Origin of the sequence: Sphingobium sp. EM0848 (assembly GCF_013375555.1) — a bacterium.
Lineage (GTDB): Bacteria > Pseudomonadota > Alphaproteobacteria > Sphingomonadales > Sphingomonadaceae > Sphingobium.
In genome coordinates, this window is sequence record NZ_JABXWB010000001.1 from 997,526 (window position 1) to 1,019,055 (window position 21,530).

The 21,530-nt window shown below is 64.7% G+C and carries 18 protein-coding genes; 11 read left to right on the plus strand and 7 right to left on the minus strand.

Features of this window, described 5'->3' with window-relative positions; genetic code table 11:
* The first annotated feature begins 16 nt into the window (after positions 1-16).
* From HUK73_RS04780 to HUK73_RS04800, 5 genes are read left to right on the plus strand one after another with little or no spacing between them, the layout of a single operon-like run.
* A complete protein-coding gene (locus HUK73_RS04780; RefSeq protein WP_255326196.1) occupies positions 17-727 on the plus strand; it encodes an OmpA family protein in 711 nt (236 codons plus the stop codon).
* A gap of 12 nt (positions 728-739) precedes the next feature.
* Complete coding sequence (locus HUK73_RS04785; protein WP_176590880.1) at positions 740-2,134, plus strand: TolC family protein; 1,395 nt, start codon at positions 740-742, stop codon at positions 2,132-2,134.
* 50 nt (positions 2,135-2,184) lie between these two features.
* Positions 2,185-4,344, plus strand: a complete 2,160-nt coding sequence (locus HUK73_RS04790) for a type I secretion system permease/ATPase (protein ID WP_176590881.1) — start codon at positions 2,185-2,187, stop codon at positions 4,342-4,344.
* The gene (locus HUK73_RS04795; protein WP_176590882.1) at positions 4,341-5,342 is read left to right on the plus strand and encodes a cell wall hydrolase; all 1,002 of its coding nucleotides are present in this window, start codon (positions 4,341-4,343) and stop codon (positions 5,340-5,342) included. The genes HUK73_RS04790 and HUK73_RS04795 overlap by 4 nt, the downstream gene beginning before the upstream one ends.
* A complete protein-coding gene (locus HUK73_RS04800) occupies positions 5,339-6,628 on the plus strand; it encodes an HlyD family type I secretion periplasmic adaptor subunit (protein ID WP_176590883.1) in 1,290 nt (429 codons plus the stop codon). Before HUK73_RS04795 ends, HUK73_RS04800 begins: the two co-directional genes overlap by 4 nt.
* 3 nt (positions 6,629-6,631) lie before the next feature.
* Here the strand turns inward: HUK73_RS04800 and HUK73_RS04805 are convergent, their stop codons facing one another.
* The 3 genes from HUK73_RS04805 to HUK73_RS04815 form a co-directional block, all read right to left on the minus strand.
* Entirely contained in the window at positions 6,632-7,633 is a 1,002-nt protein-coding gene (locus HUK73_RS04805; RefSeq protein WP_176590884.1) for a transglutaminase-like cysteine peptidase, read from the minus strand.
* Between the two features lie 82 nt (positions 7,634-7,715).
* The gene (gene parE / locus HUK73_RS04810; protein WP_176590885.1) at positions 7,716-9,692 is read right to left on the minus strand and encodes a DNA topoisomerase IV subunit B; all 1,977 of its coding nucleotides are present in this window, start codon (positions 9,690-9,692) and stop codon (positions 7,716-7,718) included.
* A 159-nt stretch (positions 9,693-9,851) separates the two neighbouring features.
* Positions 9,852-10,529, minus strand: a complete 678-nt coding sequence (locus HUK73_RS04815) for a GcrA family cell cycle regulator (protein ID WP_176590886.1) — start codon at positions 10,527-10,529, stop codon at positions 9,852-9,854.
* A 116-nt stretch (positions 10,530-10,645) separates the two neighbouring features.
* Here HUK73_RS04815 and HUK73_RS04820 point away from each other — a divergent pair, with 116 nt between their 5' ends.
* Entirely contained in the window at positions 10,646-11,509 is an 864-nt protein-coding gene (locus tag HUK73_RS04820) for an ABC transporter permease (RefSeq protein ID WP_176590887.1), read from the plus strand.
* Between the two features lie 125 nt (positions 11,510-11,634).
* On the opposite strand, the gene HUK73_RS04825 is transcribed toward HUK73_RS04820, so the two are convergent.
* A complete protein-coding gene (locus tag HUK73_RS04825) occupies positions 11,635-12,954 on the minus strand; it encodes a UDP-glucose/GDP-mannose dehydrogenase family protein (RefSeq protein WP_176590888.1) in 1,320 nt (439 codons plus the stop codon).
* Between the two features lie 157 nt (positions 12,955-13,111).
* Between HUK73_RS04825 and wecB the strand changes: the two genes are divergently transcribed.
* The 4 genes from wecB to HUK73_RS04845 all read left to right on the plus strand — a co-directional run bounded on the left by wecB (position 13,112) and on the right by HUK73_RS04845 (position 18,586).
* On the plus strand, positions 13,112-14,257 hold the full coding sequence (wecB, locus tag HUK73_RS04830) for a non-hydrolyzing UDP-N-acetylglucosamine 2-epimerase (protein ID WP_176592818.1): 1,146 nt from the start codon (positions 13,112-13,114) through the stop codon (positions 14,255-14,257).
* 74 nt (positions 14,258-14,331) lie between these two features.
* A complete protein-coding gene (gene wecC, locus HUK73_RS04835) occupies positions 14,332-15,627 on the plus strand; it encodes a UDP-N-acetyl-D-mannosamine dehydrogenase (RefSeq protein ID WP_176590889.1) in 1,296 nt (431 codons plus the stop codon).
* A 134-nt stretch (positions 15,628-15,761) separates the two neighbouring features.
* Positions 15,762-16,472: a polysaccharide biosynthesis/export family protein gene (locus HUK73_RS04840; protein ID WP_176590890.1), complete on the plus strand. Its 711-nt coding sequence runs from the start codon at positions 15,762-15,764 to the stop codon at positions 16,470-16,472.
* Positions 16,472-18,586, plus strand: a complete 2,115-nt coding sequence (locus HUK73_RS04845) for a polysaccharide biosynthesis tyrosine autokinase (RefSeq protein WP_176590891.1) — start codon at positions 16,472-16,474, stop codon at positions 18,584-18,586. The genes HUK73_RS04840 and HUK73_RS04845 overlap by 1 nt, the downstream gene beginning before the upstream one ends.
* A 247-nt stretch (positions 18,587-18,833) precedes the next feature.
* Here HUK73_RS04845 and HUK73_RS04850 read toward each other — a convergent pair whose 3' ends face one another.
* The 3 genes from HUK73_RS04850 to purS all read right to left on the minus strand — a co-directional run bounded on the left by HUK73_RS04850 (position 18,834) and on the right by purS (position 20,616).
* Positions 18,834-19,391 carry a hypothetical protein gene (locus HUK73_RS04850; protein ID WP_176590892.1) on the minus strand — a complete coding sequence of 186 codons (558 nt, stop codon included), beginning with the start codon at positions 19,389-19,391 and terminating at the stop codon, positions 18,834-18,836.
* Positions 19,392-19,704: 313 nt separating this feature from the next.
* Positions 19,705-20,379, minus strand: a complete 675-nt coding sequence (purQ, locus tag HUK73_RS04855) for a phosphoribosylformylglycinamidine synthase subunit PurQ (RefSeq protein ID WP_176590893.1) — start codon at positions 20,377-20,379, stop codon at positions 19,705-19,707.
* Between the two features lie 3 nt (positions 20,380-20,382).
* Positions 20,383-20,616 (minus strand): phosphoribosylformylglycinamidine synthase subunit PurS, encoded by a 234-nt coding sequence (gene purS / locus HUK73_RS04860; protein WP_176590894.1) that lies wholly within the window; start codon positions 20,614-20,616, stop codon positions 20,383-20,385.
* Between the two features lie 155 nt (positions 20,617-20,771).
* Here purS and HUK73_RS04865 point away from each other — a divergent pair, with 155 nt between their 5' ends.
* Positions 20,772-21,524 (plus strand): sulfite exporter TauE/SafE family protein, encoded by a 753-nt coding sequence (locus HUK73_RS04865; protein WP_176590895.1) that lies wholly within the window; start codon positions 20,772-20,774, stop codon positions 21,522-21,524.
* Positions 21,525-21,530: the final 6 nt, after the last annotated feature.

Here is a 21,530-nt window from a genome sequence, read left to right on the forward strand (position 1 = left end):
AATATTGGGGAGAGTTATGATGCGAAATACGTTAGGGAAGGCGGCGGCCGCCGGGCTGGCGACCGCCATGCTGACGAGTGCGGCCTGGGCGGCACCAGCTTCGCCCTTGCTGCAACTGGGCAAGTCCGAATTGAACGATGCGCTCAGAAGCCGTTATGACACGGCGGTCAAGGCCGTGGGCGACACGAGCGTGCGCGCTGCGCAGGACAGCCGCTGGACCTATGCGGTCGAGGCGAAGAACCAGTGCGGCATCGCCATCGGTTTCATCAAATCCGGCACGAAGGATGCGGACAGCATCAACAAGTGCGACGACTTTGTGGCCCGCCTCTCGGCGACGCCACCGCCGCCGGTGTCGGCAGCAGATCCAGCCCCACCCGCGCTGGATTGCACGGCACCGGCGGTGTCCATCTTCTTCGACTGGAACATGGACACGCCGCTTCCCGAAGGCGTGAACACGGTCAGCACGCTCACGCAGGCGGCAACCCAGTGCGGCTGGAAGCGCTTTGGCGTCACGGGCTACACCGACACGTCGGGCGGCACCAAATATAATGACGGCCTGTCGCTGCGCCGGGCACAGAATGTCGCGGGCCTGATGAGCCAGGGCGGGATCGCGTCCGGTGCGGTGACCGTCACCGGCCTGGGCGAAACCCAACTCAAGATCGAAACCGCCGATGGGGTGCGCGAACCGATGAACCGTCGGGTCGAGATCACCGCCAGCGCGAATTAAGGGGAGAATGGCATGACTATCATGCGCAAGACATGTGGCAGCCTGATCGCCATTTGCGCGGCCGCCATGGTTTCAACGGGCTGGGCCCAGACCACGGACCTGAAGAGTGCCATTGCGGCGGCCATCGACAGCCATCCGGAAATCAACCAGGCGATCCAGAACAAGGAAGCCATCGAGTTTGAACGCGAACAGGCGCAGGGCCTCTATTTGCCCCGCGTTAGCGTCGAGGGATCGGCCGGCGTGCGTCGTCTGGACAACGCCACCCGCCGCGCTCTGAATCTCGATAATGAGACGCTCTGGCCGGTGGAAGGCGATCTGACGGCCGAACAAACCCTTTGGGACTCGGGTTATCGCAGCGCCGAGAAGCGGCGTCAGGCCGCGCGGACGGATGGCGCTGCCCTGCGCGTGGGAGAACGCTCGCAATTCGTGGCGCTGAATGTCACGCGCCAATATCTGGATTATATGCTCCAGCAGCGGGTCGTCGCGGCGGCGGAGGACAATATCGCCTTCCACCGTAAGCTGCTGGGCGACCTCAGCGAGGGCGTGTCGAAGGGATCGATCAGCATCGCCGACCAGCAGCAGGCCGAGGAACGGATGCAGGCTGCCCTCGTTCGGAAGACCGAGGCGGAGCAGGACATGACCAATGCGGCCATCCAGTTCCGGACGCTGACGGGTCTGTCGATCGATCAGGTGACCATGCCCGATCCGGTGACGAACGCTGTTCCGCCGACACTGGACGACGCGATCGCCGCCGCCCGCACCAACAATCCTCTGATCCGCGAGGCGGAGGCCGATATTCAGGCGGCTCATGCGGTGGTGGATGAGGCCAAATCGGAGCTTGGGCCGACGGTTTCGCTGCAAGGCGTCGGCCGTGTGGGTCAGGATATTGACGGCTTCAGGGGCAGCACCAATGATTTGCAGGGCCGGGTCATCGTGCGCTGGCAACTCTATAATGGTGGTATCAACCGGGCGAAGGTCCAGGAGATGAATCGCCGGACGAGCGAGGCCCGCTTCCGCCTCAGCCAGCGCCAGCGCGAGGCGGAGGAGGATGTCCGCACTGCCTGGAACCGTTGGGACACGGAAAAGAAGCGCGTCGACGATCTGGCGCGGCAGGGCACGGTGTCTGACGGACTGCTGGTCTCCTATCGCGAGCAGTTCAATGTCGGGCGGCGTTCGCTGCTGGACGTGCTGGACACGCAGAACACGCGGTTCAACACGCAGGTGCGGACGGAAACGGCCCGCTTCTCGGAGATTTTTGCGCAATATCAGATTCTGGCGGCGACCAACCAGTTGTTGGACACGCTGGGGCTGGCGGCTCCCTCGGGCGCCAATCCCTATGCGCGCAAGAAATATGATGTCCCGGATCTGCCGCCCGCCGAATTGCAGCGGCGGCGCTATCCGGGCTGAGATCCATCTTTGGGGCCATCCGGGCGCAAGTCCGGATGGGCGGGTAAACAATGTTGGAACGAAGCACATTAAGTCTGGCCGAATGGCTGGACCATCAGGGCACGCCCAGTGACGAACTGGTGGAGAGCATCGCCCATGCGGCGCGGCATTTCGACCGCTCGCCGGGGATCGTAAACCTTCGCGCGGGTCTCGCCGTCGATGAATCCGGGCGTCTGCCCTTTCATCAAACGGAGTCCGCGCTCGACCAGATCGGCCTTTTGAGCGATCATGTCCGAGGTCGACTGGACAAATGGCGGCCGGGCAATCTGCCCGCGATCCTGCCTTTGCGGGGCAGCCGTTTCCTGTTGCTGCTGGACCTGCGTGCCGGCGATGCACTGGTGCAGCTGCCGCATGCGACCGAGCCGGTCTGGGCGCCCATCAGCGATCTCGGCAGCCATTTCACCGGCGAAGCGCTGGTCGTCATGGCCGATCATGGCCGCGAACGCGCCGAGGAACGGCCATGGGACGAACGGGCGCGCCAGCATTGGTTCTGGCGTGAGGTGTGGCGCGCGCGCGGTTCTTTCGGCTATGTCATGCTGGCCGCGGCGATTATCAATCTGCTCGCCTTCGCGCTGCCGCTGTTCACGATGAACGTCTATGACCGGATCATCCCCAACAAGGCGGCGTCCAGCCTGTGGGTGCTGGGTATCGGCGTGATGCTGGCGTTCAGCCTGGACTTCGCGCTGCGGATCGCCCGCGCAAGGCTGGTGGACGAGGCCGGGCGGGAAATCGACGAGCGCCTGTCGCAACGCCTGTTCGAAAAGGTAATGAACACCCCGCTCGCCAGCCGCGCGGGCAGCACCGGCGCGCTGGCGCGGCGGGTGTCGGAGTTCGAATCCGTCCGCGAATTCTTCACCTCGACCACGGTCGTTCTGGTGGTGGACATTGCGTTCCTCTTCTTCTTCGTCGCGATCATTGCGCTTCTGGGGGGCTGGCTGGCCATCGTGCCTGTCGTCATGATGGGGATCATGGCGAGCGCGGGATTTTTCCTGCAACGGTCGATGGCCCGGCTGTCACGCGATGCGCAGGCGGACTCCAGCCTGCAAAGCTCGGCTCTGGTCGAAGCGATCGGCGGCATCGAGACGCTGAAGGCCTGCCGCGCCGAAGGGCGGATGCTGGACCGTTGGCGCCGCTATGCGCGGATGAGCGCGGCGACGCAGGAAAAGCTGCGGCGGCTCTCTTCGAAGAGCGTCACCTTGGCCGCCTTGTGCCAGCAGGTGACGAGCATCGCGCTGGTGATCGGCGGCTTCTACATGTTCGCGGCGGGCGACATTTCGATGGGTGCGATCATCGCCATCGTCATGCTGGCCGGACGTTCGCTGGCGCCGGTTGGGCAACTGGCCTTCGTGATCGTGCGGGCGCGGCAGGCGATGACGACGCTGGACAGCCTCCAGACGTTGATCGACCAGCCCGACGAGCGGCTGGACGGCGCGCGGGGGATCATCCCCCGAGTCCGCAAGGGCGCCATCGTCATGCAGGGGCTGGAATTCGCCTATCCCGGCGCCAGCCAGCCCAGCCTGCGCGGCATCGACCTGCGGGTCGAACCGGGCGAGCGCATCGGCCTGATCGGGCGCGTCGCTTCGGGCAAGTCGACGCTGGGCCGGGTCATCTGCGGTCTCTATCCCTCGACGGGCGGCGCCATGACCATCGACGATGTCGACAGCCGCCAATATCATCCGCATGAGCTGCGTTCCGCCTTCCGTTATGTCGGGCAGGATGCCGAACTGTTCAGCGGATCGGTGCGTGAGAACCTGCTGCTCGGCGCTCGCGAGGCGGATGACGAGAAGTTGCTGGAGGCGTTGGAGCGTTCGGGGGCGTCGCGTTTCTTCGGGCGCGATGCGGCGGGGTTCGACCTGCATATCGGTGAGCGCGGCAACCGTCTGTCGGGCGGGCAGAGGAGTTTCCTGGTGCTGGCGCGGGCGCTGGTGGAGCCAGCGAAGCTGCTCTTCCTCGATGAGCCGACCGGCGCGATGGACAATCAGACCGAAAATCTGTTCATCGATCATCTGGAAAAGGCGCTGGAGCCGCAGCAGACGCTGATCGTGTCGACCCACCGCCATGCGCTGCTACGTATCGTGGACCGGCTGATCGTGATCGATCAGGGCGTGGTGCTGGCCGATGGCCCGCGCGACGAGATCATCGGCCAGCTTCAGCGTGGAGCAGGGCAATGAGCGCGCTGGTTCGCAGCGTCGGCATTGCCGCGCCGGTGGCGCTGGCGGTCGCGACGGCGGTGCTCTGGCATCATGAGCCGCCGCGTCCGGCCATGAAGGCAAGGATCGTGGAGGCCGCTTCGCCGATTCCGCGCCAATATCTGGCGCTGGTGGCCATGACGGAACAGGCCGATCCTGCCGCGGAAGGGGGCGCCGTGGAAGGAGATAGGGCGCGGGAACAAAATCAGCGCCTCGGCTTTGCCGGTGGCACTATCAGCGCGGCCAAGCCTTTCCGCGCCCTGGCGACGGCGGGTGAGGATCATGACCGCGCGCTCCAGTGCCTGACGCAGGCCGTTTATTATGAAGCCGCCCGTGAACCCGAAAGCGGCCAGCGCGCCGTCGCGCAGGTGGTGCTGAACCGGGTGCGCCATCCCGCCTTTGCCAAGACGGTCTGCGGCGTCGTCTATCAGCGCTTCGATGCGTCGGTGTGCCAGTTCAGCTTCGTCTGCGACGGTTCGCTCGCGCGCCATCCGTTGCCGGACCTGTGGAACCGGGCGAAGCGGATCGCCGCCGATGCGCTCAATGGCCGGGTCGAAAGGGATGTCGGCACCGCGACCCATTATCATGCCGATTATGTCTTCCCGCGCTGGGCGCCGCATCTGGCGAAACTGGCCCAGATCGGCGCGCATATCTTCTATCGCTGGCCGGGCGGCTGGGGTCTGCCGGGCGCGTTCACCGGGCGCTATGCGGGTGGTGAACATATTCCGGCCTTCGACGCATCGCGCTTCGCCGCCGTGCCAGAGCCGGTCGTCGACTATCCGCCGGTAGCGGCTCTGCCGGAAAGGCGGGCGACCAATGATGTCGGGGGCCGCATGGACCCGACCAAGGGGTGGAAGCTCTCCATTCCCGATCCCGCACAAAGCGGCGGCGCGCTCAGCGAGATGCTTGCGCGCCAGCAGAAGGCCGCGCCGGTGACGCTGGCGGCCGACGACCATCATATTCAAGGGGTGCAACCATGATTTCGCGCTGGATAGGCTGGCTGCGGGGGCAACCGGGCAACAAGCAGGTGATCCTCTACAGCGGCGGCGGCATGCTGGTTTTCCTGATGTGGGCCAGCCTGGCGCCGGTGGATGAAGTGACGCATGGGCAGGGCAAGGTGATCCCGTCCAGCAAGGCGCAGGTCATCCAGAGCGCGGAGCCGACCACCATCGAGGAAATCCTCGTCCGGTCGGGGCAGAAGGTGAGCAAGGGGCAATTGCTGGTGCGGCTGGACGACGCCATCATGGCGTCGGAACTGGGGCAGCTTCAGGCGGAGACGCGTTCGTTGACGGCGCGGGCTGGCCGGCTGGAGAAGGAAGGCACCGGCGCGGGCGCGATCTGCGCGGCGGGGGCCGATGGCCGGATCGCGCCCGAATGTCAGCAGGAGCAGGCGTTGGCGCAGGTGCGCGAGTCAGCGCTGCGCAGCAAGCAGGATGCGCTCGCCGCACAAGTCGACCAGCGCCGCCGCGAACTGGGCGAGGCGCAGGCGACCATCGACAGCCTGGGCGGCAGCGTCAGCCTTGCGCGCAAGCGGGTGGAGATGCTGGAACCGCTGGCCGCCAAGTCGATCGTCCCGCAGACCGAATTGCTCGATGCCCGGCGCGAACTTGTGGATGCGCAGGGACGGCTGAACGCGGCGCAGCAGCAGGCGTCGCGGGCCTCCGCGGCGATCCGCGAGGCGCAGGCGCAATTGTCCGAGGCGAATTACCAGTTCCGGCAGGATGCGCTGAACGAACGCAGCCAGTTGGAAGCCAAGATTGCCGTTAACAGCGAGTCTCTTCGGGGCGCAAAAGGACGGGCGCAGCGGGCGGAGATCCGCTCGCCCGTCGACGGTGTGGTGAATGATGTGCAGGTCACGACCATCGGCGGCTATGTCAGTCCCGGACAGAAGATCATGCAGGTCGTTCCCGTGGGCGAGAAACTGCTGGTCGAGGCGCGGGTGAAGCCCAATGACATCGCCTTCATCAAGACCGGCGACCGCGCGGTGGTGAAGGTGACGGCCTATGATTTCTCCATCTATGGCGGCCTGACCGGGACCGTGCAGCAGGTTTCGGCCGACAGCGTCTATGATGAAGCGACGCGGGAGGCCTATTTTACCGTGGTGGTGGAGACGGATCGTGCCTGGCTCGGTTCGGGTGCGCACAAGCTGCCCATCACGCCGGGCATGGTGTGCGACGTGGAAATCCTGACGGGGCGCAAGTCCGTGCTGGCCTATCTCCTGAAGCCGATCATGAAGGCGCGGACAGAGGCGCTCCGCGAACGATAAGCGTCAGCGGGCCGCGAACTGTACGGGCTGTGGCGTTGTGACCCGATAACCATGGGTCCAGCGGCCAAAGGCATTGAAGCTCATGATCGGCCGATAGTCGCTGACGCTGGAGGAAGGCAGAACCCGGTCGGTCATATTGTCGAGGATCATCAGCTCTTCGCCGATCCGCACCGCCAGCACGGCATGATCCGCGCGCCGCGCCAGATCGCGGGCGATGACCAGGAACATGGCGTGCCGGTCGAAGCCCGCCGCCTCCAGCAGCGTCATCTTGGCGATGGCATAATCCTCGCAATCGCCCGTGCCGCTTTGCAGCGTCCGTGCAGCGGAAGCCCAATCGTCGCCGCCCGCCCGGTCATCGACGAAGCGCAGGCGCCGGTTGACCCAACTGTTGATCATCTCGACCTGTTGCTGACCCGATGAACCGCGAGCGGCGGTGACGATAGCGCTCCAGACACCCTTGCCGGGCAGCGCCGTCGAAACGGAGGCCCATTTGCGATCCAGCAGGCTGTGGGAAATCGGCATGGCTACCGAGCCGAACACATCGGGCTGACCGTTACGCGGCAGGGGCTGGCCCGAGAGCGCGGGAATTGGGCGGGCCGGCATGACGAAGCTGTTGGCCTGCGGGATCGCCGTCGCCGTGGGGGCGGACAGGAAATCGCGCATGAAGCCCGGCACCAGTTCCGGCTGGCGGTAGCTGGTTATGGAGAGTTGGACGCCCTGCAACTGCCAGCCTGGGAGCTTGCCGAAGACGTCGCTGAACCGCCGGTCGTTGACGATGGCATCCGGTGCGGCGGGCTGCATTACCCAGTTGGGCTGCATGTTTCCGCCCTGCTGCGCGCTGATCGCCGCCAGACGGCTCATGCCGCCGGCCAGCAGATTGGCGGAAATGCGATCGACGGGCGCGTAGGCCGTTTCCGCCATGGCATGGCCGCCGCCAGCCATGGCGAGCAGGGCAGGCGCGGCGCGATAAGCGGCAAGACGAAGGAGCGGGGCGAAGCCTGACATGCTTGCCCGTATCGCGCCAAAGATTGAACATCCGGTGCGCCGTGCTGGTTAACGCGGCGGTAGGTATGAATTGCGAAAGAGGTCAGGCGTCGATGGTTTCTTCATCGACGTTCGCGGCATTTTCCTGAATGAAGGCAAAGCGATGCGCCGGGTTGGTGCCCATCAGTCGATCGACCAGTTCGCGCACCTGCTGCCGGTCCTCGACATCATCGGGCAGGGTCACGCGGATCAGACTGCGGGTTTTCGGGTCCATGGTCGTTTCGCGCAACTGGCCCGGATTCATCTCGCCCAGCCCCTTGAAGCGGCTGACCTCGACCTTCTTGCCCTTGAACTCCTTGCGCAGAATCTGCTCGCGATGCGCATCGTCCTTGGCATAGAGGCTCTTGCCTCCCGCGACGAGCCGATAGAGCGGCGGTTGCGCCAGATAGAGATGGCCCCGCCGCACCAGTTCCGACATCTCCTGGAAGAAGAAGGTCATCAGCAACGTCGCGATATGCGCGCCGTCCACGTCCGCGTCGGTCATGATGACGATGCGTTCGTAGCGCAGGTTATCGGGATTGCAGTCCTTGCGCGTGCCGCAGCCCAGCGCCAGGATCATGTCGGCAATCTCCTGATTGGCGAGGATCTTGGCGGTGTTGGCCGATGCCACGTTCAGGATCTTGCCGCGCAGGGGCAGGATCGCCTGCGTCTTGCGGTCGCGCGCCTGCTTGGCGGAGCCGCCTGCGGAGTCGCCTTCCACCAGGAAGATTTCCGCGCCCTCTGGGTCGTCGTTCGAACAGTCGGTCAGCTTGCCGGGCAGGCGCAGCTTGCGCGCGCTGGTGGCGGTCTTGCGCTTGACCTCCTTCTCCTGCTTGCGCTTCAGCCGCTCGTCCATCCGGTCGAGCACATAGGCGAGCAGCGCCTTGCCGCGCTCCATATGGTCCGACAGATAATGATCGAAATGGTCGCGCACGGCGTTCTCGACCAGTCGCGCGGCTTCGGGGCTGGTGAGCCGGTCCTTGGTCTGGCTCTGGAACTGCGGGTCGCGGACGAAGACCGACAGCATGATCTCCGAAGAGGTCACGATGTCGTCGGCGGTGATGTCCTTCGCCTTCTTCTGCCCAACCAGATCACCAAAGGCGCGTATGCCCTTCACGAGAGCCGCGCGCAGGCCGGTTTCATGGGTGCCGCCATCGGGGGTCGGGATGGTGTTGCAATACCAGGAGTAGGACCCATCCGACCAGAGCGGCCAGGCGACCGCCCATTCGACCCGGCCCGCGGAGTCCGGAAAATCCTGACTGCCGGAGAAAAAGGCGCTGGTCGCGCATTCGCGGTCGCCGACCTGTTCCTTCAGGTGATCGGCCAGACCGCCGGGAAACTGGAACACCGCCTCGGGCGGGGTATCGTCGGTGATGAGTTCCGGCGCGCATTTCCAGCGGATTTCAACGCCAGCGAACAGATAGGCTTTCGACCGTGCCAGCCGGTAAAGGCGGGAGGGCTTGAACTTCTGCTCCCCGAAAATCTCATGGTCGGGGATGAAACTGACCGAGGTGCCACGCCGATTGGGCGCCGCGCCGACCTTCTCCAACTCGCTGGTCGGCAGGCCCTGGGCGAAGCTCTGGCGGAACAGTTCCTTGTTGCGCGCAACCTCCACCACGGTGACGATCGACAGCGCGTTCACCACGCTGATGCCCACGCCATGCAGGCCGCCCGAGGTGGCATAGGCCTTGCCCTCGAACTTGCCGCCCGAATGGAGCGTGGTGAGGATCACCTCCAGCGCTGACTTGCCGGGGAATTTCGGGTGCGGATCGACCGGAATGCCGCGGCCATTGTCCGTGATGGTGAGCCTGTTGCCAGCCTCCAGCGTCACCTCGATCCGGGTGGCGTGACCGGCGACCGCCTCGTCCATGCTGTTGTCCAGCACTTCGGAGGCGAGATGGTGCAGCGCCCGTTCATCGGTGCCGCCGATATACATGCCGGGGCGGCGGCGCACCGGCTCCAGGCCTTCCAGCACCTCGATGGTGGAGGCATCATATTGCGGCGCGGCGGAGGTGTTGGCGGCGAACAGGTCTTCGGACATGGCGACAAGCTATAAGGGAGAGCGCGCCGGGTGCAAGCGGGGGATCATCAGGGCAGGGGATCGCATGGCGCGTTTCAGAGCGGTTTCGCCCGGCCTTCAGGCCTTCGGCCATGAAAAAGGGCCGCTCCTGATGGGGCGGCCCTTTGCCATTTTCGATGGTCAGCGAACGCGCGGCCCGCCAAAGGGCAGCGGCGGCGGCGGGCGGCGGGTGCCGCGCGGAAGCTGTGCCTGATAGGCGCGGCCGCAATGTTCGACGCAATAGGGGAAGCCGGGGTTCACCGCTTCACCGCAGAAATGGAAGTCCGGCTCGCCCGGATGGCCCATCGGCCATTTGCAGATGCGCTCGGTCAGGTCCAGCAGGGTCGTCTTGCCGGCGATTTCCGGGCTGGGCTTGGCGGGCACCAGACGGCGCGGCGGCGCAGGCGGGATTGGCGCCTGCTGGTCGCCGGGACCCTGGCGCAGGAAGCCGCCGGGCCCGACGGAGATGATGCGCGGCTGCGGCTTGGGTGCTTCGGTTTCCGGGGCGGCCGCTACCGGAGCCGGCGCGGGCGCGACGGGGGGCGTGGGGCGAACCGGAGGGGGCGCGGCGTGATGCACCGGCGCGGCCGGCTTGGGCGCTTCCATTTCGGGCGCGGGCTTGCGCACGGGCGGTGCGACCTTCTTGGGCACTTCGTTGGCTTTTACCGGGGAAGGACGCGATTGCAGGCCCAGGCGATGTGCCTTGCCGATAACCGCATTACGGCTGACTCCACCCAGTTCGTCCGCGATCTGGCTGGCGGTCAGGCCCTTTTCCCACATTGCCTTGAGCTGGTCGATACGCTCGTCGGTCCAGGACAATGAATGACTCCTCAAAATCTTAGCATTCGCGCCCTATATGGGGGGCGCCTGCGCAGGTTCAAATCTGCGCACAACGCCCTTGCGGCACATCAGATGAGCCGATAGTCGATCTGTCCATGAACAACCAGTCCAAAATTGCCCAATCTGCCAATGTGGGCTCCGCCTCGCAGCAGCCGCTTTTCCATGAGCCGGGCGAGCTGGTCATCCGCAATGTGAACTGGGCCGGGACTCGCGCGCTGTACCGTAAAGAGGTGCGCCGTTTCATGAAGGTGCAACTCCAGACCATCTGGGCGCCTGCTGTCACGACTCTGATGTTCCTGGTGATTTTCACCCTCGCTCTGGGTGGCGCGAACAAGCGGGTGCTGGGCGTGCCCTTCGCCGATTTCATCGCGCCGGGCCTGATGATCATGGGCATGATGAACAATGCCTTTGCGAACAGCAGCTTCTCTCTGCTCGCGGGCAAGATGCAGGGGACGCTGATCGATTATCTGATGCCGCCGCTGTCGGTCAGCGAATTGCTGCTGGCGCTGGTCGGCGCGGCAGTCACGCGCGCTTTCTGCGTCGGGCTGGCATTGTGGGGTGCGATGGCGTTGTGGCCGGGCGTGCATGTGACCCCGGCGCATCCCTGGGCGATCCTGTGGTTCGGGCTGATGGGCGCGGGGCTGACGGCCTTTATCGGCGTGCTGACCTCCATCTGGGCGGAAAAGTTCGACCATGCCGCCGCCATCACCAATTTCGTGATCGGGCCGATGACCTTGCTGTCGGGGACCTTCTATTCCATCGACCGGCTCGCGCCCGTGTTCCGCGCGATCAGCCACGCCAACCCCTTCTTCTACGCTATTTCGGGCTTCCGCTACGGCTTCGTCGCGGCGGCTGACGGCGATGTCGTGGTGGGCAGCCTTGTGCTGCTGGGGCTGAATATCGCCCTTGGCCTGCTATGCTATACGTTGCTCAAGCGTGGATGGAAGCTGAAGGCGTGATCAGGTCAATCCCGCGATAACAGGCACGACTTGCGTCAGCGCGAACAGAGCGACAGCCGCAATTATCCAATGATGCAGCCGGGGAAGGGCGCGTTCGGCGCGCCCTTCCAATGGTTTCAACAGCATCAGGCCTCGATGCCCGCGCTGCCGATGCGGGTGAGCGAAAAACCCGCCGCTTCGACCTCCGCCCGCGGATAGATGTTGCGCAGGTCGACCAGTACGGGCTTGTTCATGGAAGCAGCCAAGCGCTTCAGGTCCAGCGCCCGGAACGCATCCCATTCCGTCACCAACACCAGCGCGTCGGCGCCCTCGGCAGCCGAATAGGCATCCTTCGCCATGGTCACGCCCGCCATCATCGGCGCGGCGACCTCCATCCCCTCCGGGTCATAGGCGACGATCTTCGCGCCCGCATCCTCCAGCGCCTGGACGATGGCAAGGCTCGGCGCGTCGCGCATGTCGTCGGTGTTAGGCTTGAAGGTCAGACCCAGAAGCGCGACCGTCCGGCCCCGCGCGTCGCCGCCCAGCGCCTTCACGATCTTGCGTCCCATGGCCCGCTTGCGCAGGTCGTTCACCTGCACCACCGTCTCGACGATGCGGATCGGGGCTTCATAATCCTGCCCGGTCTTGACCAGCGCGAGCGTGTCCTTGGGGAAGCAGGAGCCGCCATAGCCCGGCCCGGCATGCAGGAATTTCGACCCGATGCGGTTGTCGAGGCCGATGCCGCGCGACACGTCCTGCACTTCGGCGCCGACGGCTTCGCACAGGTCCGCCATTTCGTTGATGAAGGTGATCTTGGTCGCCAGGAAGGCGTTGGCGGCATATTTGATCAGTTCCGCCGTGCGTCGCCCGGTGAACATCAGCGGCGCCTGATTGAGGTTCAGCGGGCGGTAGATCTGCGTCATCACGGCAATGGCGCGCTCGCTGCCGGTGGTGCCGACGACGACGCGGTCGGGACGCTTGAAATCGCCGATGGCCGCGCCTTCGCGCAGGAATTCGGGATTGGACACGACCTCTATGTCAAGATCGGGGCGGACTTCCCTGACGATGCGCTCCACTTCATCGCCGGTGCCGACCGGCACGGTGGACTTGGTGACGATCACGGTCGGCCCGTCCAGCGATTCCGCGATTTCCTTCGCGGCGGCATAGACATAGCTCAGGTCCGCATGGCCGTCGCCCCGGCGCGACGGTGTGCCGACGGCGATGAAGATCGCATCCGCGCCCTTCACGCCCTGCGCCAGATCGGTGGTGAAGGTCAGCCGTCCGGCCGAGGCGTTGCTGCCGACGAGATGGTCGAGGCCGGGTTCAAAGATCGGCATCCGCCCGGATTCGATCGCGGCGATCTTGCCCGCATCCTTGTCCACGCACACCACGTCATGCCCGAAATCGGCAAAGCAGGCGCCTGACACCAGCCCGACATAGCCCGTGCCGATCATCGTGATCTTCATAAAGTAACTCAGCCCTTTGTTGGGGAAGATGGTGCGCGGCCTCTAGCACAGGTCGCTGCGCCTGCGAAAGCACGCGTCTGGAGTAGCCCTGTTCAGAGGATGGTTACCATTTTCTGTCAGGCACTTACCCATTATAGCGGCTTGCGAAGGGGAAATGATGAAGGTTGCTCTGGTGTTCGGGACGCGCCCGGAGGCGATCAAGCTGTTTCCCGTGATCCATGCGCTGCGGGCGCGGGGGAATGTGGAAACCCGCGTGATCGTGACCGCGCAGCATCGCGGTCTGCTGGATCAAGTGCTGGAGATTGCCGGGATCGCGCCCGACATCGACCTGGACGTGATGACGCCCAACCAGACGCTGGACGGCCTGACCGCGAAGCTCATCGTCGAACTGGGTCATGCCTTCGACACGGAAAAGCCTGACCGCGTGGTCGTGCATGGCGACACGCTGACCACTATGGTCGCCAGCCTCGCCGCCTATTACCGCAAGATTCCGGTGGCGCATGTCGAGGCGGGCCTGCGCAGCGGCGACATTCACCATCCCTGGCCCGAAGAAGTGAACCGCCGCGTCGTTGCCTGCATCGCGGACATGAACTTCGCCCCGACCGAGGGCGCTGCCAATGCCTTGCTGGCTGAAAATCGCGCGCCCGCGAGCATTCACGTCACCGGCAACACGGTCATCGACGCCCTGTTGGCGACGCGGCAGCGCGTGCTGGCTGAGCCTGCTCTTGCCGCCGGTCTTGACGATCTCGCCCGGCGCTTCGAGGGCAAGCGCATCGTCGCCGTCACCAGCCACCGCCGCGAGAATTTCGGCGGCGGCATGGAAGCCATCGCCCGCGCCATAGCCGAGATCGCGACCCGCCCGGACGTGGCGGTGATCTTCCCGGTTCACCCCAATCCCAATGTCCGCCCGGTGATGGACGCGGTGCTGGCGGACAAGCACAATGTCGCGATGATCGAGCCGCTGGACTATCCCCATTTCGTTCGCCTGCTCGATCTCTGCCACCTCGTCCTTACCGACAGCGGCGGCGTGCAGGAGGAAGCGCCCTCGCTCGGCAAGCCGGTCCTTGTCATGCGCGAGACCACCGAGCGGCCCGAAGGCGTGGAGGCGGGAACGGCAAGGCTGGTCGGCACCGACCGCACCGCCATTGTGCGCTCCGTGTTCGAGTTGCTGGACGATGAGGCCGCCTACACCGCCATGTCCCGCGCCCATAACCCCTTTGGTGACGGTCGTGCTTCGGAACGGATCGCGGATGTCATCGCCGCCAGTGCGACGGCGCAAAAGGATTGGGACGAGGCCGCCTGAATCCTCCCGTTACCGAAATTTTCAGCATTTCCGGTCAGAAACTGACCGAAATCACCGACTTTCCAGGATATCCCATGCCCCTCGACAAGCTCCAGCAGAAGGTTTCCGTCATCGGCCTTGGCTATATCGGCCTGCCGACCGCCGCGCTCATCGCCCGAGGCGGGGCGCAGGTGGTGGGCGTCGACGTCAGTGCTCATGTGGTGGAAACGGTCAATTCAGGCCGCGTCCATATCGAGGAAGTCGATCTCGACGGCCTGGTGCAAGGCGTGGTTTCACGCGGCAATCTGCGCGCCAGCCTACAGGTTGAACCGAGCGACATGTTCATTATCGCCGTCCCGACCCCGGTTGCGGAGGATCGCGCGCCCGACATCGGGCATGTCCTGAAAGCCGCCCGCACCGTCGCGGACGTCCTGAAGGCCGGCGACACGGTGATCCTTGAATCCACCTCTCCGGTCGGAACCACCGAAGCGATGCGCGACCTCTTCGCGCAGCTTCGCCCGGACCTCAAAATGCCGGGCCAAGGCTGCGTGGGCGATATCGCCATCGCCTATTGCCCGGAACGCGTCCTTCCCGGCCGCATTCTGGTCGAACTGATCGACAATGACCGCTGCATCGGTGGCATCACGCCGCGCTGCGCCCGCAAGGCGCTGGGCTTTTACCGCCAGTTCGTGCGCGGCGCCTGCATCACCACCAGCGCCCGCGCGGCGGAAATGGTGAAGCTGGTCGAAAACAGCTTCCGGGACGTCAACATCGCCTTCGCCAACGAACTGTCCGTCATTGCCGAGCGGATGGACATCGACGTCTGGGAGGTCATCCGCCTCGCCAACCGCCATCCGCGCGTGAATATCCTGCAGCCCGGTCCCGGCGTCGGCGGCCATTGCATCGCGGTCGATCCCTGGTTCATCGTCCATGGCGATCCGGAAAACAGCCGTCTCATCCGCACCGCCCGCGAAGTCAATGACGGCAAGACCGATCATGTCGTCGCCAAGGCCTCCGACCTGATCGACGAATTTCCGGGCGAGGACATCGCCTGCCTCGGCCTAGCCTTCAAGGCGAATATCGACGACTTCCGCGAAAGCCCCGCCGTCAAGGTCGCCGCCCGCCTCGCCCGGCGTTATGGCCGCCGGGTCAGGCTGGTCGAACCCTATGCCCATGACCTGCCGATGGAGTTTGCGGGAACCGGCGCGGAACTGATCGATCTCGATACGGCTCTGGAACAATGTGGCGTGTTCGTCATTCTTGTCGATCATGACATGTTCAAATCGGTTCCGGTGGACGAGCGTTTCGGCAAGGCGGTCTACGATACCAGGGGCGTCTGGCCGGACCAGCCGCGTCGTATCGTCCCGGATCGGGCCCGCATCGCCCTGTGACGGGTCCTGTGATGGGTCAGGTGATGGGGCACGCCCGTGCCCTACAGGTTGCCATCACCTGTTCACGCCGTTAACCCCGGCCCGAACGGCAGGCTTTTTGCGTGCCGTCTGAAAAATGCGGGGATTTTAACGGCATGAACCGGCCGATTGACAGCAAGTGCCAGACGTTGGCCGCGATAATGGCCTGCGCGCTGCTCGGTGCCTGTTCGACCGTGGAGGATGCGCCGAAGGGGGAGGCGGCCTATGCCGCCATCCCGCCAGCCCCGGCCGTTGGCGTGGATTACCATATCTCTTCCGACGATGTGCTGCGCATCCAGATTTATCACGAGCCAGACCTGTCGCTGGAGGATGCGCAGGTGACGGCGGCGGGCATGGTCCGCATGCCGCTGATCGGGGACGTGTCGGTCGCCGGGCTTTCCGCGAGCGAGGCGTCGGACGTCATCGCCGGGCGATTGGGGGAGCGCTATCTCGTTTCGCCGCAGGTGACGGTGTTCGTGAAGAAGGCGGCCGGCCGCCGCATCACCGTGGACGGCGAAGTCCGCGAACCGGGCCTCTTCCCCATCGACGGACGCATGGGGCTGCTTCAGGCCGTCGCTCTCGCCAAGGGACCGTCGCGGCTCGCCAGCCTGGGCCAGATCGTCGTGGTGCGGCAGGCGGACGGCCAGCGCAAGGCGGCGATGTTCGACCTTTCCGCCATCCGCAAGGGGGAGGCCCCTGATCCTGAAATCCTGCCCGGCGACACTGTCATCGTCGGCCTGTCGCGGGCGAAGGCGATATTGGGCGGGGCGCTGCTGGCGGTCCCGGCGGTGGGCGTGGGCTTCATCGCGCTGGACGGAGGACGTTGATGGCGGGTCCGGGCCTCCTGATCGACGCCGACAGCGCCGCCATGACGATGGAAGGACGCGCCGCGCGTTTTGCCGCGGGGGCCAGCGCGGCATGGGTGGCGATACGGCGGCATCGCATCATCCTGTTCGCCACCATGGCGCTTTGCGTGCTGGCGGGGGTGGTGTTCATCCTGCTTTCGACCCCGGATTATCAGGCGACCGCCTCGGTCGAGGTGGAGGATGTGCCCGCCGGCGCCGCCGGAGCCGCCACCGCGCAAAGGCAACTCACGCCGACCGACAATGAAGCGCTGATGCAGACGGAGTTGGAAGTGCTGCGCAGCCGCGCCCTGGCAGAGGATGTGGCGCGCGAACTGGCGCTGGTCGGCAGCCGGACCTTCTTCGACGGCATGAATGTTCGGCGGCCCGATCGTGGCTCCGGCTCGCTCAGCCAGCGACAGGTCGAAACGGAGAAGGTCGTCGGCCTGCTGCGCGACAATCTGAAAGTCGAACTGCCCGGCAAGTCGCGGGTCATCCGCATAGGCTTTACCAGCGCCAATCCGGTGCTTTCGGCGCGGGTGGCCAACAGCTATGCCGACAGCCTGATCCGTGCTGATCTGAAGCGGGGCTTCGAATCCGGGGTGCAGGCGCGGCGGTTCCTGCTGGGAGAGTTGGACGGCGCGCGCAAGGATCTGGAGCGGGCGGAACGCGATCTGGCCGTTTATGCGGCCAATGCCGGGGCGATGGTCCCCTCCGAAACGAAGCAGGGTGAAGGCGCTGACGCGCCGTCCGAGGGGAGTACCGCGACCCGCCTGGCCCAGCTCAATGCTTTCCGGGCTCAGGCGACGGCGGATCGGATCGCCGCGCAAAAACGCTGGGAAAGCGCGCGCATGTCCAGCGTCGAGACCCTGCCGGAAGTGCTGAACAACGGCGCAATGCAGCAGATCATGACGGACCGGGCGCAGGCGCGGGCGCAACTGGTGCAGGAACGGCAGTTCCGGAAGGATGCCCATCCCGAAATGCGCGAAGCCCGCGCCCGGCTGGCGGCGCTGGACGATCAGGCTGAAGCGATGGCGGGCACGATCCGCGCCTCGCTCAAGGAACAATATGACGTCGCCGTCCATGGCGAGAAGCAGATCCAGTCCGAAATCGCCAAGGTGGAGCGACAGGCCCAGACCGAACGCGGGCGCGGTGTGCAGATGAGCATCCTGGAGCGGCAGGTCGATACCTACCGCCTGCTGCATGACAGCCTGCTGCAACGTTATCGCGACATGGCGTCCCAGGCCGGTTTTCAGGCCGGGCGTATCCAGCCGCTCGACCGGGCGGCGGTGCCTTCGCGGCCGACCTCACCCAATATCGGCGTCACCATGTTGCTGGCTTCGCTGGGTGGGTTGGTGTCGGGGCTGATGGCAGTGGCGGGGCGGCATATCTTCGACGACGCGGTGACGTCGGCGGATACGCTGGCCGAGCGGGTGAACCTGCCGCTGTTGGGCGCGGTTCCGGCGGGGGAAAAACCGGCGGCGGAGATTTTCGCGCCCATGGCCTCCTCTCTTTTGCTGGGGTCTGCGGCGGGCCTGCCTCGTTCGATCCTTGTCACCAGCGCGCAGGAAGGGGAGGGAAAATCCTCCACCCTCCATGCGTTGGCGGAAGCTCTGGCGAAACTCGACAAGCGGGTGCTGGTGATCGACGCCGACATGCGGCGGCCCAAACAGCACAGCCTGTTCGGCGTTTCGCCCAGCCGGGGCATCAGCGAGTTGATGACCGGCCAGGCGAAGATGGACGAAGTGATCGTCGACAGCAGCGTGCCGGGCGTGGCCCTGCTCCCCTGCGGCGCGATTCCGCCTAATCCGGCCGAGTTGCTCGTTACCCCGGCGATGGATTCGCTGCTGGCGACGGTGCGGGAACGTTATGACACGGTGCTGATCGACGCGCCGCCCATTCTGGGCCTGTCGGACGCATCCCTGCTGGCCGCGAAGGCGCAGGTGACGCTGCTGGTGGTCGAATGGGGCCGCAACCATCATGGCGGTCTGCGTGTCGCCGTGGACCGCCTACGCCGCGCCGGGGGCGCGATCATCGGCGCGATCCTGACCAAGCAGCAGGGCAGGGCGTTTGAATATGACTATCACCGGGGCGGGTAGGACAGGGGGCTTGCGCGATGGGTTCTGGTCGTGCGGGGCGGTTTGGGTGGATTCGAGACTGACCGCTGACGGGGGGCATAGCGCGTTAACGGCCATTTCATGGTGACGGAAAACCCCAACTGCGCGGTTGTCGGACACTTTCGAAATTCGACAGTGTTTTCCGGTCAACAAGAACGACATATGGCAGCGCCTCGTCCGCCCACAAAAGCATGCCCGACAAACATGTGGTTTCCGTCAGACGCAGGCGTCACTGATGTGTCTTGCGGTGCTCGCGGTAAACGCTTTCATCGACCTTGAGCGAAACCTTACCATTGTGATTTGACCAACGCCCTAGGCACGACCACGCTTCGTCGGTGGTGCCGGGAGCGGTCACCGTCAACACGGCATAACCGTATTGATCCTTTTCCCGACGATAATGGATTGGGTTAGCGCCACATGCTTTCATTGCCGCCGCCAGAGGTCGTGCAGCGCATTGCTGCTGGCGAAAGGCATCACGGTCATTAGCGACATGTTGGATTAGCCAAGCTGTCAGCGGAACAAGGATTGCTAAAATGAGAGAGGCATAACTGGGGCGGCGAAAAAGGCGGACTTGCAGCCATATTCCGATAGCGAGCAGGATCGCTTGCAGTCCATGCGCTGTCAGGGTGAAGCCGTCTCGATATTCGCAGGGAACCAAGCCTAGCGAGGGAGCATACTCAAGAGCGAGCTTCCCCATGACATACAAAATCAGCAGCGCGCCCAGCAGGCCAATCATGCGAATGGCGATTCCATGCCAACCCTGTTGTTGGCCTTCGCCTATCTTCATTGCGGTCCCACCATGCCTAGATTTCGTCGTCACAACATTGCGTAACCGACAAGCCACACGAAGGTATAGCGCCAACGAACTTTAGTGCTGCACAACAATCAGGTATTTTCCGTCAGCGTCAGCTTCCGAGCATCACGTATTCCCGGATAAATGACCAGCATTGGTCGTTACCTGCCCGATAGCCTACATCTGAGCGCTGCACTGCACTCCCATTCTTTGACCTTACTCCCAAAAGGAAAGGGTCGGGAACCGCTGTTCCCGACCCTCAATCCTGTCAGTTCTGTCGCCCGCATTCATCGGGCGATCCGGCGGGTCAGGCGCGGGCCATCAGACCTTCGACCAGTCCTTCGAACAGCCGGCGGCCGTCGGTCGCGCCATGGGCCGCTTCGATCACGCGTTCGGGATGCGGCATCATGCCCAGCACATTGCCAGCCTCATTGAGGATGCCCGCAATGTTTCGTGCCGAACCGTTGACGCTTTCCGCATAGCGCAGCGCCACCCGGCCTTCGCCTTCCAGCCGGTCTAGCGTTTCGGCGTCGGCGAAATAATTGCCGTCATGATGCGCCACGGGGAAGCTGATCGGCTCACCCGCATCATAGCGGCTGGTGAAGGCGCTCTGCGCGTTTTCGACCGTCAGCGCGACGTCGCGGCAGACGAAATGTCCGCCAGCATTGCGCAGCAGCGCGCCGGGCAGCAGGCCGCTTTCGGTCAGGACCTGGAAACCGTTGCAGATGCCGAGCACATAAGCGCCCCTGTCGGCTGCCTTCGCGACGGCCTGCATCACCGGCGAACGGGCGGCCATCGCGCCGGAACGCAGATAGTCGCCATAGGAAAAGCCGCCGGGGACGCCGATCAGGTCGATATCGTCGGGCAGTTCCGTGTCGCGGTGCCAGATCATGGCGGGCTTCGCGCCGGTCGCCGCCTCGAACGCCACGGCGAGGTCGCGGTCGCAATTGCTGCCGGGGAAGACGATGACGGCGCTCTTCATGGCTCAGGCGACCTTTTCGATGCGATAGTTTTCGATCACCGTGTTCGCCAGCAGCTTGCGGCACATGGCGTCAATATCCTCATCGCTGGTGCTGTCGGCCAGGTCCAGCTCAATGAGCTTGCCCGCGCGCACGTCGTTGACGCCGCCGAAGCCAAGGCCGTCGAGCGCGTGATGGATCGCCTTGCCCTGCGGGTCGAGGACACCACCCTTGAGGGTGACGAAGATGCGGGCTTTCATGGGGCAGGAAACTCCGTAAACTTGCCTTTGGCGCACCCCCTAGTCCCGTGCGCGCGCTCAGGCAAGGCATTATGCTTTTACCCGGCGCTGATCGCTCCCATCGCCGACCGGCAAAATTGCTCCCCTTTGCGTGACCCATGCTTTAGGCGGGCGTTATGAACCCTGAATATCTCTATTATTCCTGCGCCATTCTGGCCGTCATCCTGTCCGGTCTGGCCAAGGGAGGCTTTGCCGGCGTGGGCGCGCTCGCCATGCCGATCATGGCGCTGGGCGTTGATCCGGTGCGCGGCGCGGCGATCATGCTGCCGATCCTGATCCTGCAGGATGTGGTGAGCGTGTGGGCATTTCGGCATAGCTGGGACCGGCACGTCCTGACCGTGATGCTGCCGGGCATGGCGATGGGCGTCGCCATCGGTTATTTCTTCGCCGCTCAGGTGCCGGAAATCGCGGTGCTGGGCGTGCTTGGGCTGATTTCGGCGGTCTTTGGACTGCAACGCCTTTGGGTTGAGCGCGGTGGGCAGATCGTACTGCCGGCCAGTTCGCCCAATTGGGTTGGCGTGTTGTTCGGCGTGGCAAGCGGCTTCACCAGCCAGATCGCCCATGCGGGATCGCCGCCATTCCAGATGTGGGTGCTGCCCAAGCGTTTGCCGCGCGACGTTCTGGTGGGGACGACGGCGATTGCCTTTGCCGTGATGAACTGGATGAAAGTGCCGGCCTATGCCGCGTTGGGGCAGTTCACGCGCGCAAACCTGGTCGCGACGGCGATGCTGGTGCCGGTGGCGGTGGTCGCGACCTTTGCGGGGGTCGCGCTGGTGCGCCGGGTGGATGCAGCGCGTTTCTACACGCTGATCTATGTTCTGATGGTGTTGTTGGGGATTAAGCTGATGGCGGGTGCGCTGCTCGGTTGAGCAGCG